Consider the following 15,226-nt stretch of genomic DNA (forward strand, 5'->3'; position numbering starts at 1 on the left):
TTGTATCTATACCGTATTTTTCCATAATAGATATACAATCTTTAAAAATTTTTTGGTATTTACTTTTTACATCCATATTTGTTTTCCCCCACTTGTTTTAACTATTGATAAAAAATACTTAATTTTAATTAAATATTTTGATACCTCTTATTATTATTTTATACTATTTTTTTCCATTTATCTCCCCAAAATTCATGCCATTTTGATATTTTAAAACATATTATTGCTTTTTAAAAAATCTATGATAAAATTCTAGTAAAAATATTCAATTAAAAGGATGTAATACTATCAAAAAATGCCCTATATAGACCAAAATCTATACAGGGCATTTCATTAAAACCAATTCATCTCACTACAAATCTTATAAATACCGTCATCGACATTTCTATCAGCGACATAAGTAGCCTTCTCCTTCAAAGCATCGCAGGCATTTCCCATAGCGACACATGTCCATCTGCTGTCAAACATATCTAAGTCATTGTAGTCATCGCCAAATACAACTATATCCTCTATATTTCCATTTAAAATTTCCATCATCTTAAGTATACCGCCTTTTTTGTTATCTGGTTGAAATATAAGATATTCTTTTACAAAACGAAGATGACCCAACAGTTCTATTGATTTAAAATTCTTTTCAGCTTCTTCATCTAAAGATAGATATAATTTATAAAAATCCTCAACTTTATTGTAGTCGAAGTTTTCATCAATAAAATAAGTCGTCGGCTCTTGTCTCTCACCTACTTGTTTTCTAAATAAGTCATTATCTGAGTAAACCTCTATTGAATCGTTTATAGCTATTAAATATCCTATTCCCTTTTCCTTGGCTTCGTCTAAAACAGCTATACAGCTTTCTCTATCTAGAGGAGTATTTTGAATTAACTCGCCGTTTATTACAATTCCATTTCCTCCACTGCAGACCATGTTGTCAAACCCAAATTCTAATCTCGGTTTTTCTGCCTTATAGTGTGCTCTTCCTGTATTTATACATACAAAATGGCCCGCTTCTTGTAATTTTTTTACAGCTACCTTTGCCGATGGAACTATTTCATTTGTAGTTCTGTCTGTAAGTGTCCCATCTATATCAAAGAAAAAATACTTCTTTTTCATAGTATCAATTATCTCCCATCTTATCTTTATTTAGAAAAAATAGACCTGGATAAAATCCAAGTCTACTTATATATTTAATATTTTTTGATTATTATTTTCCTACAACCTTTAAAGCAGTTTCAACTACATTTTCTACTGTAAATCCAAATTCTTTGAATAAAGTTCCTGCTGGTGCAGATGCTCCAAAGTGATCTAGAGATATTATAGCACCATCTAAACCAACGTATTTATGCCATCCGAAAGAAGATGCAGCTTCTACAGCCACTCTGTTTCTTACAGCCTTTGGAAGTACACTTTCTTTGTAAGCTTCGTCTTGAGCTTCGAATAATTCAAATGAAGGCATACTTACTACTCTAGCGTCAACGCCTTTATTAGCTAATTCATCAGCAGCATTAAATATTAATTCTACTTCAGATCCTGATGCCATAAGTATTACGTCAGGAGTATCTTTCTTAGAATCTTTTAATATATAAGCTCCTTTTAAAGCTTCTCTTCCGTCTATATCGTATAGTGGTAATCCTTGTCTAGTTAAAACTAATGAAGTTGGTGTAGTTTTATTAGTTACTGCATAGAACCAACCAGCAGCTGTTTCATTTGGATCAGCTGGTCTGAATACTGTCATGTTTGGTAAACTTCTAAGTGCAGCTAATTGTTCGATTGGTTGATGAGTAGGTCCATCTTCTCCAACACCTATACTATCATGAGTTAATATGTAAGTTACAGGTAAGTTCATTAGAGCAGATAGTCTCATTGCACCCTTCATGTAATCACTGAATACGAAGAATGTTGCACAATAAGCTTTAAGTCCACCGTGAGCAGCTATTGCATTAGTTATAGCAGCCATTGCGTGTTCTCTTACACCGAAGTGTATATTTTGTCCGCTTCTGTCTTCTTTAGAGAAGAATCCAGTGTTTTTCATATCACTCTTATTAGATGGTGCTAAGTCAGCAGATCCACCCATTAAGTTTGGTATGAATGCAGTTAATCTATTTAAAACATCTCCTGATGCTTGTCTAGTAGCGCATCCTTTTTCAAATTTCCAGAAGTCTTCGTTGTTTAATAATTCATCAGTTACGTCTAATTCATGCCATTTTTTATATTCAGCAGCTAATTCTGGGTAAGCTTCTTCGTATTTAGCGAATAATTCATTCCATTCTGCTTCAGCTTTTTCACCTTTAGCTATATATTGTTTCATGTTGTCGTAAACATCTTGTGGTACGAAGAATGGTTCAGCTTCCCATCCCATTAATTCTTTCATTTCTTTTATGTTGTCTTCACCTAGTGGTTCACCGTGAGCTTTAGCAGAACCTTGTTTAGCTGGACAACCATATCCTATTTGAGTTTTTACTATTATTATAGAAGGTTTATTAGTTTCTGCTTTAGCTTCATCTATAGCTTTTGCTATAGCTTCTATATCATTTCCGTCTTCTACTTTTAACACTTGCCATCCGTAAGCTTCATAACGTTTAGCAACGTCTTCTGTAAATGCTACGTCTGTATTTCCTTCTATAGTTATGTTGTTTGAATCGTAAAGTAATATTAATTTTCCAAGTCCTAATGTACCTGCAAGTGAAGAAGCTTCAGAAGAAACACCTTCCATTAAGCACCCATCACCAGTTATTGCATATGTATAGTGGTCTACTACATTGAATCCATCTCTGTTAAATTTGTCAGCAAGTTTTGCTTCAGCTATAGCAAAACCTACAGCATTACAGATACCTTGTCCTAAAGGTCCTGTAGTTATTTCTACACCTTTAGTGTGACCATATTCTGGATGTCCTGGAGTTTTACTTCCCCATTGTCTAAATTCTTTTATATCATCTACAGTTATTCCATATCCGAATAAGTGTAGTAATGCGTATTCAAGCATTGATCCATGACCTGCTGATAATACAAATCTATCTCTATTTTTCCAGTCAGGATTTTTTCCATTGTGGTTCATCTTTGTCCATAAAGTGTACGCCATACTAGCAGAACCAAGTGGTAAACCTGGATGTCCTGAGTTAGCTTTTTGTATAGCATCTCCAGCTAGTACTCTTATTGCATTTATGCATTTTACATCTAAATTGTTCATATATTTCCTCCATTTATTTTTAAAACGTTGTGATAAAACCTAGTTGACTTTTTTTATTTATTTTTATTTTCCGAAAGTAGCTTCCCAATCTTTTTTAAATTTTTCTATACCTTGATCTGTTAATGGATGTTTTAACATTTGGTTTACAACTTTTGTTGGAACAGTTGCTATATCAGCTCCAGCAAGTGCTGCATCTATAACATGGATTGGATTTCTAACACTAGCTGCTATTATTTGAGTATCTATATCGTGAACTGCAAATATTTCAGCTATAGTTCTTATTAAATCCATACCTGGTGTAGATATATCGTCTAATCTACCTAAGAATGGTGATACATATGTAGCTCCAGCTCTTGCAGCAAGTAATGCTTGAGTTGCTGAGAATACTAATGTTACGTTAGTTTTTATTCCTTCTTTATTTAAAACCTTTACTGCTTTTAAACCTTCTGCTGTCATTGGTATTTTTACTACCATATTTGGATGAATTGCTGCTATTTCACGACCTTCTTTTATCATACCTTCAGCATCATCGCTATTAACTTCTCCACTTATTGGTCCATCAACTATTGATGCAATTTCCTTTATAGTTTCTTTAAAATCTCTACCTTCTTTAGCTATTAAAGATGGGTTAGTTGTAACTCCACTTATAACTCCCATATCGTTTACTTCTTTAATTTCATCAATATTAGCTGTGTCTAAAAAAAATCTCATGTTTTAATCCTCCTTAACGTTTTCATATCTCATATTTATTATAACATGTATTATTTGAATTGCTACAAAAATATAATAGTTTTTTTTATAAAATATGATATAAATTTTATTTTTACATCTGAATTTTCAGAAAAAGTCGAAATATGTAAACAAGGAAAACGTTTCGTAAAAATTACCGTTTTATAAATATTTAATAGTAATTTTACTTTTACATTTGTAAAAATATAGCACTTTTGTAAAATAAAATATTTTTTTATCTCCCTTATATTACAATCTCATCTTTCTTTATTGTAATTTTATTATATATAATTTTAGATTTTATATATAGTCATTTAATTTCCTCTTTGATGTGGAAAAATATAATTACCTATGAATTATAAAATTTTTATGTTAATATAATTAAATAATATTTATGAAAAAGGTGATTTAAGATGGCAAAATTTAAATATGCATTTGATGATAATAAAAGATACCACACATGGAACTACTACCTTAGAAATAATTTTGGAGAAAAAATATTTAAGGTCTCTCTAAATGCAGGCTTTACTTGTCCAAATTTAGATGGAAAAATATCAAGAGGCGGGTGTACCTACTGCAGCAATAGTGGTTCTGGTGATTTTGCAGGAAATCCAGCAGAACCTCTGAGCGAGCAATTTGATGAAATAAAAGCAATGATGCATAAAAAATGGCCTCATGCTAAATATATCGCTTATTTCCAAGCGTATACAAATACATACGCTCCACTAGAGGTACTAAAGCAAAAATACGAAGAAGCGCTGACTTTTGAAAATGTAATAGGTCTTTCGATTTCAACAAGACCTGACTGCTTAGAAGACGATGTGGTAGATTATTTAGACGAATTAAATAAGAGAACTAATCTATGGGTTGAATTAGGTCTTCAAACTATACATGACAAAACATCTAAAATAATAAACCGCGGCCACGACTACAAAGCATTTTTAGAAGGGTTGAAAAAATTACAAGACAGAAATATAAAGGTAGTTGTACACATTATAAATGGTCTTCCTGGAGAGGACTACAACATGATGATGGAAACGGCCAAGGCAGTTGCCGATATGAACGTACATGGTGTGAAAATCCATCTATTACACGTAATAAAAAATACTGCACTTGCAAAATCTCTAGCACGAAATGAATTTGAACTTATGGATAGAGACGACTATATAAATCTAGTTTGCGATCAACTAGAAATCCTTCCACCTGAGATGGTAATTCACAGACTTACAGGAGACGGAAAAAGAGACGAGCTAATAGGACCTATGTGGAGCCTAAAAAAATGGGAGGTTTTAAACGATATAGATAAAACCCTAAAAGAAAGGGATTCTTACCAAGGAATTTACTACAACAAATAATAATAGGGAAGCTGCTTGAAATATAAGTCTAGCTTCCCTATTTAAAATCTCTATTTATCCTTATCTACTGCAACACCTATTTTTTCACAAGCATTAACTTCACCTTGATAATCTATAGGTTCAATCGCCTTTACCGCAATAAATGTCGATACAATCATGAATAACAATCCTACTAATTTTATAATAGAAAAGTCCTCTCCAAGCAATGTCCACCCTATTATAACAGAAAAAACTAATTCAACAGATGCTACAACACCTGCAATAGATAGTTCAACATTTTTTGCTATTCCCATAGAATAGACTATATAAGCCATTGCACTAGGTATGATTCCTATAGCCACTATACAAATAAAAACACCTATATTATCTATTTTAGAAATAGTTTGAACTGGATTAATTCTAAAACACATTAAAATCGCAGCTATTAAAAATGCATAACAGCTCATAGTTATATTATCCATTTCCTTCAATGCCTTTTTATTAAACATAGGAAGCATTGCATAAGTTATAGCAGCCATTATTCCCGCAAAAATTCCTAACAAATTTAATTTTTTTATTTCAATTGAACCTCCTGTCACTGCTAAAAAAGCTCCTATTACACAGAAAGCAAGAGATATAATCTTAATTTTATTAATTTTTTCCTTATAAAGAATTCTAGAAAATATTGCCACAAATAAAGGGGATACATATAGTAAAACCGCCGCCATAGATGCACCCACCATACAAATAGAATTCATATAAGCTATATTAAATATAAATTGACAGAATACAGCTATACCAAGTACATATAAAATGCCTTTTTTAGTTATTTTAAACATCGTAGGCATTGTCAGCTTTCCATAAATAGTGATTATTATAAATCCGCCTACCATCCTAAAAAAACCAATTTCTGACGAGTCAAAATTATAACTGCTGATCTTACTTACTAGAAACCCAAGAGTAGACCAAAATATTCCAGCCATCAAAATATAAACATACCCTATTTTTGTTTTCATAAAAAACGCCTCCAAATAATACCTTATCCAAATATCCGCTAAATCCACCTAAAATAAATTAGAGTGTAAAATATTTACACTCTAATTGTATCAGCTTTTATATAAAGTTTTATTAAAAATTTGTTATTTTATACAATCTACATAGAAATCGACTAGCATATCTTCTTTTATAGATTTTGCTTTATCTTCATATCCTAGCTCTTCTAGTATTCTAAATCCAAATTCTAATGCTGTAGCCGGACCTCTACTAGTTATTATATTTTGGTCTACAACTACTAATTGATTTTCTAAGTAATTTACCTTATCTCTGCCCTTTATAAATCCTGGATAAGATGTGCATTTTTTGTCTTCTAATAGACCGAAAGCTTCTAAAGTTTGAGGAGCCGCACATATAGCTGCAACTATTTTTCCTTCACCTGCTAGCTTGATAGCCATGTTTTTTACTCTTTCATCAAGTAGATTGTCAGCACCTGGAAGTCCACCTGGTAAAACTACTGCATCGTATTCATCTTGATTTACATCGTCTATTATACAATCTGATTTTATTATTATATCGTGTGTTCCTCTAACATATTCATCCTTTATAGAACATAAATCACATTTTACACCTGCTCTTCTCATAACATCTACAACTGATAGAGCTTCTATTTCTTCAAACCCATCAGCTAAAAAGACTAATACTTTTTTCATAATTAAAATCTCCTTTACATTTAATACAACTAAATTCTAGTTGTAAAAATTTTTTTTTATTGGTATTATAGAATAGAGTTAAGTAAAAACTTAAACTATAACTTAATTATATAATTATTATATGGAAGGTGCAATTAATGATTTTAAATACACATTTAACAATTTCGCAGGCTCTAATAGAAAACTTAGATCCTAATAAATCTTTTTTCCTAAGTGAAAAAAACTTTATCTACGGCAACATCAAACCTGACATGACTTCTAAATATGTTTTACATAAACATTATTTAAAGGAATCTTTTGACATGATTATAAATAAAATAAAATCTCTTTGTAATTTATCTTTAGACTTTATCGAAAAATATTTTTCTGTGAGTAAATTTAGCCAAGAATTAGGTGTTATATGCCATTTTCTATGTGATTTCTTTTGCGTACCACATAGTCAACGCTGGGAATTCTCTCATAGCTTCAAAAAACACGTAATATACGAAAGAGATCTTCAAATAGTTACTAAAGAAACTAATTTCGATAAACTTGAAAGAACTCCAATTAATCATATTGGTGTAGAAGAATTTTTTAATAGACTATATAGACAATACGTTAAAAAAGAAGATTTTAAAAACGATCTATTCTTTTCAACATATATGTGCAATAGTGTAGTCAACTATATACTAGATTGTATATTAGAAAACACTGTCAAATCTTACTCACTACAAATATGTAGCTAGTAAGTCTAACACAAAATTATATTAATAGAAAAGTATGAACTGGATGTTAAATTTTACATCCAGTTTTTATTTTTATTAAAAAAATAAGGTCTCCTAAATATTAAGAGACCCAAAAATATATTAGAAAGAGTTTTATCCTATTACGCTTTGTTAGAACTTCTTTGTTCCCAGAAATCTGCTCCCTTTATTCCCAGCTTGATAGGATCGAAGCTTATTTCATCTCTAGGAACTCCAGCCTTCATTTGCGCCTCATAATCATTGAAGCAAATGAAAACTGTCTTAGATAGTATCAGTATGGCGATTAAGTTTAACCATGCCATCATACCGACTCCTATATCACCCATAGTCCACGCAAGACCTGCAGACTTGACACAACCAAATGCAGTCATTCCCAATAGAACTATTCTCAAACAATTTATAGATAATTTACTAGATTTTCCTCCAGTAAATTTTTTAACTAGATAAGTCAAGTTAACCTCTGCTATATAGTAATAAGCCATCAATGTAGTAAATGCAAAGAAGAAAAGTGCTATTGCTACGAAAGCTCCACCAAATCCTGGTATCAACGTATTTATAGCGTCTTGAGTGTAAACAGGACCTATATCAGGTATTCCATATTGTGGCATATTTTGAACCATAACATTTTGTGTATGTTCATTGTAAGTATTATAGCAACCTGTCATAAGAATCATAAATCCAGTTGCAGAGCATACAAATAATGTATCTACATAAACTGAAAATGCTTGAACAAAACCTTGCTTAGCTGGATGAGAAACCTCTGCTGCAGATGATGCCTGTGGTCCAGTACCTTGACCAGCTTCATTTGAGTAAACACCACGTTTTACACCCCATGCGATAGTAGAACCTAATATTCCACCGAAGCTCGCCTCTGCTCCAAATGCAGACTTAAATATCAAGGCAAGAACCCTTGGTAAATCACCTATATTGGCAATTATTATAACTACTGCCATCAATATATAAGCGCCACCCATAAATGGAACTATAAATTCAGCGGCAGAACCAATTCTCTTAATCCCACCAAATATAACTATACCTGTTAAAATAACTAAAGCCACAGCTGTAATATTTACACTTATTCCAAATCCATTTTGTATAGATACTGCTATAGAGTTTGACTGTACTCCTGGAAGAAGTATCCCAATTGCTATAACTGTAACTATTGCAAATAATGTAGCATATGCCTTTGAAAACTTCGTGCTTCCAAGACCTTTTTCGATGTAGTAGGCAGGTCCCCCACGGTATTCGCCGTCGTGCTCTTCTTTATAAAGCTGGCCTAGAGTAGATTCTGCAAAAGCAGATCCTGCTCCTAAGAAAGCGATTGCCCACATCCAAAATAGTGCTCCGGGACCACCCCATGCAATTGCAGTTGCAACCCCTGCTATATTACCTGTACCTATACGACCTGCAAGCGCTGTACAAAATCCTTGGAAAGATGATATCCCTTGTTCAGATTTTTCTCCACCAAGTAAAAGTCCTACCATTTCTTTAAGATTCCTAATTTGTGAAAATCTAGTCCTTATACTAAAATAAATCCCTGAAATAAAACAAAGTCCAACTAGCCAGTTACTCCATACAATGCTGTTTACAACATTAATTATATTCTCCATAATATCCCTCCCTTTCTGTTTTTTAATGGCTAAATTTAATTTAATATAAATTTTTATTTATATTTTTATTAATTTAATTGTATATTTTTTTATATAGACTAGTGTTAGAGCTTTGTTATAATCTAGTAAGAAAAAATTAACCCTTGTTAAAAAAATTTAAACGTTTTTCCAAATATTCTGTATTTTGCTACAAAAAAAGACAAGTCCATTCATATAAACTCATCCTTTTCGCCAAATTATTATATTTTATTGTTAAGTTATTTTATTATTGTAAAAAAGTCTTCATTTTAAAATTATTAAATTACCTTTTCTTTTTTGACATTATGAATATTGCCAATAAAAAGAATATAATCGCTGAACCGATTAGTATCATTACGCTAGTTGTATTTGATACTAATTTATCGTTTAAATAGTAGACTACACCCATACTTTCCTTGAACTCATCTATATAACTTGTAGGTATATTTGAAAATGAAACCTCCATCTGTCTTTCCATAAATATCTGTCTAAGTATGCTTATTCCGTGTGAAGTTGGGAATAATTTAACTACAGTTTGTACTGACTCTGGAAGCATTGATATTGGAAGGTATATTCCTGTTATAAATCCTATAAGTGTACCCATTATTGTACTTGCAGTTGAAAATGCCTTTTCGCTATTGAATAGAGAAACTATAAACAATACCATCGCGCTGTTTGAAAGTGTAGTTACTAGTATCACTAAAAATACCTCTACAAGCTGATTTAATGTCAATGATTCTGCACCACTATATATTAAATAAGCTTGTGAAATAGCTAATGCGACCACTGACATTATGCTGCCAACTACAAAAGAGCTAAGTATATATCCTCCTATTAGTTTAAAATTCTTCATAGGAGAAACTGTAAAGTCTTTCATCTTGTTTTTAGATTTATCCTCTACCATTATTCCAAATGCGCCCATATTAGCTGTGACCGATGTAACCCCTATAAGTCCAGCTATGATCCAGCAGTTCATGAGCTGCTTTGCTTCTTTTATATTTTGTAAAGACTCTGTCCATACATCTCCTAAAAATAATACATACAATCCTAAAACTATAAATACTGCAAGTAGTGAAAAAAATACTGCTGTTTTATCTCTGAAAAATACCTTTAAATTTCTATTTGCAAAAGCTAACATCTATCTTATCTCCCTTCCTGTAATACCTAAAAATACATCGTCCATGCTTCCCTTTATCACTTCAAATGAATCTATATAATCTCTGCAGTCGTCTATTATTTTTATGCTGTCTAACGTTGTGTTTAGATTTAAAATTATATCGTTATTTTCTACTGAGAAATTATAATTATTTGAATTTAAATCCTATTATTGAAAACGAATAAAGTCTTATTTGATCGATTAGCTTCTGTAATCTCTCATCTATTACTTGACCGCACTTTATATTTATTTCTATCTCTTTATTATCCGATGATTGCTCTATTGTTAATTTCAAACTTGCTCCTCCTTCCTATTTAGGAATTTTTATTTTCTTAATAAAATTATATTCTCAAATAAAATAAAAACAAGTGACTTTTAGGTCACTTGCATAAATAGATAGGTAAGATACAAAATATAAAGTCAAAATGCTTTAGTATGTATCTATGTTTATTGAATTTTAAAACTGCGATTTGAATAAATTCGCGTAAAAACCGTCTTTTTCAAGTAGTTCTCTGTGATTTCCCTTTTCTACTATTTTACCGCCGTTTAAAACTAGTATTTGATCGGCATTTTTTATAGTTGAAAGTCTATGAGCGATTATAAAGCAGGTTCTTCCCTTCATAACCTCTAATAATGCATTTTGGATTTGAACCTCTGTCTTTGAGTCTATATTGGATGTCGCCTCGTCTAGTATAAGCATTTTAGCATCTGTAAGCATGGCTCTAGCTATGTTTAGAAGCTGCTTTTGACCTTTAGATATATTATCCCCATTTCCACTTATCATCGTGTTGTATCCGTCTGGAAGCTTTTCTATGAAGTCGTCTATTTTGGCGAGCTTTGCGACTCTCTTTACATCATCTAGTGTCGCATTTTCATTTCCATAGGCTATATTTTCGTAAATAGTTCCCTCAAACAGCCATGTTTCTTGAAGCACCATCGCATAAGCACCTCTGATGCTCTTTATCTTTATATCGTCTATACTTTTGTCGTCTACAGATATTTCACCTTTGTCTCTATTATAAAACTTCATAAGTAAATTTATTATAGTAGTCTTTCCCGAGCCTGTAGGACCTACTATAGCAACTACTGTATTCGGCTTTGCATTTATGTTTAAATCTTCAAGCACCTTTTCATTTAAATCGTAGCTGAAGGTAACATTTTTCATATCTACCTTTCCACCTATATTTTTTAAATCCTCTGCATCTATTTTGTCCTTTTCTTCGCGATTTTCATCTATGAATTTAAATACCCTCTCGCTAGCTGCAAACGCCGACTGCATATCCGCAATTAGATTTGAAATCTCTCTAATCGGTCCTGAAAATTTTCTAGAATAAAGCACAAATGAAGATATCTGACCTAGCGTCATCTGATTCATCAAATACAAAATAGAGCCTACTGTACTTATACATGCAAGAGATAAATTGTTTATAAAAGTCATAAGCGCCATAGTCATGCTTCCATAGTACTCTGCATTGTAATAAGCATCTACTGCATCTTTATTTACCTTTTGGAAGTCGTCTAATGCCTTAGCCTCTTTGTTGTACGCTTTTATGACCTTTATTCCGCTTATATGCTCCTCTACAAAACCATTTAGATCTCCTATTTTTTTAGCTCTTTTTCTAAAAAGAGGTCTAGTCCTCTTAGTTATATATTTAGTCGCCATAACTGACATAGGTATAGTAATAAAAAATATCAAGACTAATTTTTTAGATATTGCAAACATCATAAAAAATGAGCCGACTAATGTGACCACACTAGTCAATATATTTACTAAATCAGTAGAAAGCGTAGAGCCCATAGTATCTATGTCGTAGGTCAACTTGCTCAAAATATCTCCCACGGAATTTTTATCAAAGTAGCTGACAGGTAGATTTAAAATAGTCTCAAAGGCGTCTTTTCTAAGCGAATAAACCACATTTCTAGCTGTTTTTACCATTATAATCGAAATTATATACGATAAAATCGACGAAGCCACATAAAATAAAGCCATCAAAAATCCGTAGTAAAAGATCTTAGAAAAATCTATGTTTCCCCTTCCGTATTCTATTACCTCAATCGCATATCCAGATAGCATAGGGCCAACCAAAGAAAATGCATTTGATATAAATGTCAGCATTATAGATATAATTATGGCAAATTTATATTTATATAAATACTTCCATATTTTTTTTAGAATATATCTTGTATCTCTATCGTCGTTATTTCTAGCCATATTTTATAAATCTCCATTTTGAATTTCGTTTATTTCAAAGTACATAGGACAGCTTTTCAGCAGCTCTTCGTGGTCGCCGTAGCCTACGATTTGTCCTCCATCTAATACCATTATTTTTGAGCATTTTTTTATAGAATTAATTCTAGAGTCTATGATTATCTTAGTTGTAGCTTTGTAATTTTCTAAAATACTCTCTCTTAGACGCATATCTGTCTTAAAATCCAAAGCGCTAGATGCATCGTCTAATAGCAAAATCTCGGGATTTCCCGCAAAAGCCCTCGCCAGTAAAACCCTCTGTTTTTGGCCTCCACTTAGGTTATTTCCCTTTTGAGAGATGATTTTTTGAAATCCATATTCACTTTGGTCGATAAAATCCATTGCCTGAGCTGATATAGCCGCCTTTTTTATCTCTTCATCCGGTAAATTCCTTCCCAAATCAATATTTTCATAGATAGATTTTGAGAATAAATAGTCGTTTTGGAATACTACACCGAACATATTTCTAAGCTCTGCCTTATTCATATCATCTATATTTACTCCATTTATCAATATCTCACCTTCATCTATTTTGTAAAATCCCATCAGCAATAAGATTATAGTGCTCTTTCCAGAGCCAATCGGTCCTATTATTCCTAGAGAATCGCCCGTTTTAATCTCAAAGCTGATATTTTTTATAGCATCTGATTTTTTATTATACGAAAATGCGACATTTTTAAATTGAATATGGTATTCTGATTTGCAGCTATTTTTTAAATTTGTTTTCCCCATATCAACGTCTTCTATATCTAAATCTTTTTCGACCTCTAAAATTTCACTGACTCTAATCGCCGATGCCTCTGCCTTAAAATACATTATAAATAGCTTGGTGACAGATTTCATAGCAGTAAGTATTATCGTAAAATAGCTCAAAAAAGCAACAATAACACCTACCTGTATCGCTCCCTTTTCAACTCTATAAGCACCTACTACAACTACTAAAACTAATCCTAAATTAAACAATATATTGACTATAGGCTGATTTAGACTCATAACCATGCTCGCTGTGGTATCCTTTTCACTTACATCCTTGTTTACTCTGTAAAATCTCTCTCTTTCATAATCAGCCTTAGAAAAGGCTTTTATGACCTTGACTCCTGTGATATTTTCTCTAATGACTCTGACCAAGCTATCTATGGATTTTTGCAGGCTCATATAAAGTGAAACCCCTCTTTTAGATATAAAAGATATGAAAAAAGCTATAAAAGGCATTATTAGAATCAATATAAAGGTCAACACAGGATCGAGTGTCAGAGTTATCATAATCCCACCTATTAGCAAAATAGGGGCTCTGACACCTAATCTCTGCATAATGCAAATTGTCCTGTGTATATTGTTGGTATCAGTAGTCAACCTAGATATCAAAGAAGGTACTGTGAAATAATCTATTTGACTACTTGATAGAGTATTTATTTTTTTATATAGATCATATCTTAAATTACAGGTTACATCCCTTCCAACTGCTGCAGCATTTCTATTTGCGTACACATTTGCAAAAACTCCGATAGTCGCACATACTACCATCAAAAGTCCCCAAAGGTAGATTTGCTTTATATCCCTTTTAGAGATTATATTGTCTATCATATATGCAAGTATCCACGGTATGCATAAATCCATTATAGTTCCCACAAATTTAATTGAAAGCCCCCAAATCATCCTTTTTAATTCCGGTTTTATATAAGAAATGATAGTTTTCATAATTATTTTTCAGTATTTAGTAATTCTAATCTCAAATCATTTAGTATAGTATTAGCAGCTCTGACTCTTATTCCCTGTCTATTTCCATTGAATATGTACTTCTTAGAAATCACCTTTCCGTTTATGTAGATTCCAAAGTAGACAAGACCTACTGGTTTTTCGTCTGTTCCTCCATCAGGTCCTGCTATTCCAGTTGTCGCTATTCCTATATTTGTGTTGTATCTTTTAGCTACACCAGCTGCCATTTCCTCTGCACATTGACTGCTGACTGCTCCGTATACGTCTAGTGTCTCTTGTTTTACGCCTAGTGACTTCATCTTAGCTTCATTAGAGTAAGTCACACATCCCTCCATAAATACAGAAGATATTCCAGGATAGTTTATAAGTGATGCTGATACTAGACCTCCTGTACAAGACTCTGCTACAGCTATTTTTAAGTCGTTGTCTACAAGATATTTTGCCACAACCTCTTCTATGCTAGTTTCTCCTGTAGCATATAGACTTTGTCCAAATCTTCTCTTCATTTCATCAGACATAGGCTTTATAAGAGCTCTAGCTTCTTCTACAGTTTTAGCCTTTGCAGTAATTCTAAGCGTACATTCGTAGCCCTTTGCGTAAGTTGCTATTGTAGGATTAGTTTGAGTATCTATTATGTCTAATATGTCGTTTTCGACCTTTGACTCACCAACACCTATTATTCTAAGCACCTCTGATTCTATTACTTCGTCTGTAAATTTTGACAAATAAGGTTTTACATAGTTTTCAAACATAGGCTCCATTTCTCTAGGTGGTCCTGGAAGCAC

General features: G+C 32.3%; 13 protein-coding genes. 2 read left to right on the top strand and 11 right to left on the bottom strand.

The genetic code is table 11. The features are described 5' to 3' along the window. Positions 1–333: 333 nt before the first annotated feature. The 3 genes from MR593_RS06940 to fsa all read right to left on the bottom strand — a co-directional run bounded on the left by MR593_RS06940 (position 334) and on the right by fsa (position 3,892). Entirely contained in the window at positions 334–1,107 is a 774-nt protein-coding gene (locus MR593_RS06940; RefSeq protein ID WP_290691236.1) for an HAD-IIB family hydrolase, read from the bottom strand. Positions 1,108–1,198: 91 nt separating this feature from the next. Further along, a complete protein-coding gene (tkt, locus tag MR593_RS06945) occupies positions 1,199–3,181 on the bottom strand; it encodes a transketolase (protein WP_290691238.1) in 1,983 nt (660 codons plus the stop codon). A gap of 63 nt (positions 3,182–3,244) precedes the next feature. After that, complete coding sequence (gene fsa / locus MR593_RS06950; protein WP_290691240.1) at positions 3,245–3,892, bottom strand: fructose-6-phosphate aldolase; 648 nt, start codon at positions 3,890–3,892, stop codon at positions 3,245–3,247. A gap of 431 nt (positions 3,893–4,323) precedes the next feature. Here fsa and MR593_RS06955 point away from each other — a divergent pair, with 431 nt between their 5' ends. Further along, positions 4,324–5,265 (top strand): TIGR01212 family radical SAM protein, encoded by a 942-nt coding sequence (locus MR593_RS06955; RefSeq protein ID WP_290691242.1) that lies wholly within the window; start codon positions 4,324–4,326, stop codon positions 5,263–5,265. Positions 5,266–5,315: 50 nt separating this feature from the next. On the opposite strand, the gene MR593_RS06960 is transcribed toward MR593_RS06955, so the two are convergent. Together MR593_RS06960 and MR593_RS06965 are read right to left on the bottom strand one after the other, a co-directional pair. Then, positions 5,316–6,260: a DMT family transporter gene (locus MR593_RS06960; protein WP_290691244.1), complete on the bottom strand. Its 945-nt coding sequence runs from the start codon at positions 6,258–6,260 to the stop codon at positions 5,316–5,318. Positions 6,261–6,383: 123 nt separating this feature from the next. Continuing rightward, a complete protein-coding gene (locus tag MR593_RS06965; RefSeq protein ID WP_290691246.1) occupies positions 6,384–6,950 on the bottom strand; it encodes a DJ-1 family glyoxalase III in 567 nt (188 codons plus the stop codon). A 137-nt stretch (positions 6,951–7,087) separates the two neighbouring features. Here MR593_RS06965 and MR593_RS06970 point away from each other — a divergent pair, with 137 nt between their 5' ends. Beyond that, on the top strand, positions 7,088–7,675 hold the full coding sequence (locus MR593_RS06970) for a zinc dependent phospholipase C family protein (protein ID WP_290691247.1): 588 nt from the start codon (positions 7,088–7,090) through the stop codon (positions 7,673–7,675). Between the two features lie 140 nt (positions 7,676–7,815). On the opposite strand, the gene MR593_RS06975 is transcribed toward MR593_RS06970, so the two are convergent. The 6 genes from MR593_RS06975 to MR593_RS07000 all read right to left on the bottom strand — a co-directional run. Beyond that, positions 7,816–9,303 carry an alanine/glycine:cation symporter family protein gene (locus tag MR593_RS06975; protein WP_290691250.1) on the bottom strand — a complete coding sequence of 496 codons (1,488 nt, stop codon included), beginning with the start codon at positions 9,301–9,303 and terminating at the stop codon, positions 7,816–7,818. 301 nt (positions 9,304–9,604) lie between these two features. Beyond that, the gene (locus tag MR593_RS06980; protein ID WP_290691253.1) at positions 9,605–10,459 is read right to left on the bottom strand and encodes an ABC transporter permease; all 855 of its coding nucleotides are present in this window, start codon (positions 10,457–10,459) and stop codon (positions 9,605–9,607) included. Positions 10,460–10,625: 166 nt separating this feature from the next. Beyond that, positions 10,626–10,772: a hypothetical protein gene (locus tag MR593_RS06985; RefSeq protein ID WP_290691256.1), complete on the bottom strand. Its 147-nt coding sequence runs from the start codon at positions 10,770–10,772 to the stop codon at positions 10,626–10,628. Positions 10,773–10,934: 162 nt separating this feature from the next. Beyond that, complete coding sequence (locus tag MR593_RS06990; protein WP_290691259.1) at positions 10,935–12,689, bottom strand: ABC transporter ATP-binding protein; 1,755 nt, start codon at positions 12,687–12,689, stop codon at positions 10,935–10,937. A gap of 3 nt (positions 12,690–12,692) precedes the next feature. Then, a complete protein-coding gene (locus MR593_RS06995) occupies positions 12,693–14,423 on the bottom strand; it encodes an ABC transporter ATP-binding protein (RefSeq protein ID WP_290691261.1) in 1,731 nt (576 codons plus the stop codon). A 2-nt stretch (positions 14,424–14,425) separates the two neighbouring features. Next, the coding region (locus MR593_RS07000) for a nicotinamide-nucleotide amidohydrolase family protein (RefSeq protein WP_290691263.1) at positions 14,426–15,226 on the bottom strand (801 nt) is incomplete at its 5' end.

The organism is Intestinibacter sp. (assembly GCF_022780145.1).
Classification (GTDB): Bacteria; Bacillota; Clostridia; order Peptostreptococcales; family Peptostreptococcaceae; genus Intestinibacter.

Coding starts and splice junctions, on each gene's coding strand:
- MR593_RS06955 (WP_290691242.1), top strand. CDS start 4,324: ATGGCAAAATTTAAATATGCATTTGATGATAATAAAAGATACCACACA.
- MR593_RS06990 (WP_290691259.1), bottom strand. CDS start 12,689: ATGGCTAGAAATAACGACGATAGAGATACAAGATATATTCTAAAAAAA.
- MR593_RS06995 (WP_290691261.1), bottom strand. CDS start 14,423: ATGAAAACTATCATTTCTTATATAAAACCGGAATTAAAAAGGATGATT.
- MR593_RS06975 (WP_290691250.1), bottom strand. CDS start 9,303: ATGGAGAATATAATTAATGTTGTAAACAGCATTGTATGGAGTAACTGG.
- MR593_RS06960 (WP_290691244.1), bottom strand. CDS start 6,260: ATGAAAACAAAAATAGGGTATGTTTATATTTTGATGGCTGGAATATTT.
- MR593_RS06940 (WP_290691236.1), bottom strand. CDS start 1,107: ATGAAAAAGAAGTATTTTTTCTTTGATATAGATGGGACACTTACAGAC.
- MR593_RS06980 (WP_290691253.1), bottom strand. CDS start 10,459: ATGTTAGCTTTTGCAAATAGAAATTTAAAGGTATTTTTCAGAGATAAA.
- MR593_RS06965 (WP_290691246.1), bottom strand. CDS start 6,950: ATGAAAAAAGTATTAGTCTTTTTAGCTGATGGGTTTGAAGAAATAGAA.
- fsa (WP_290691240.1), bottom strand. CDS start 3,892: ATGAGATTTTTTTTAGACACAGCTAATATTGATGAAATTAAAGAAGTA.
- tkt (WP_290691238.1), bottom strand. CDS start 3,181: ATGAACAATTTAGATGTAAAATGCATAAATGCAATAAGAGTACTAGCT.
- MR593_RS06970 (WP_290691247.1), top strand. CDS start 7,088: ATGATTTTAAATACACATTTAACAATTTCGCAGGCTCTAATAGAAAAC.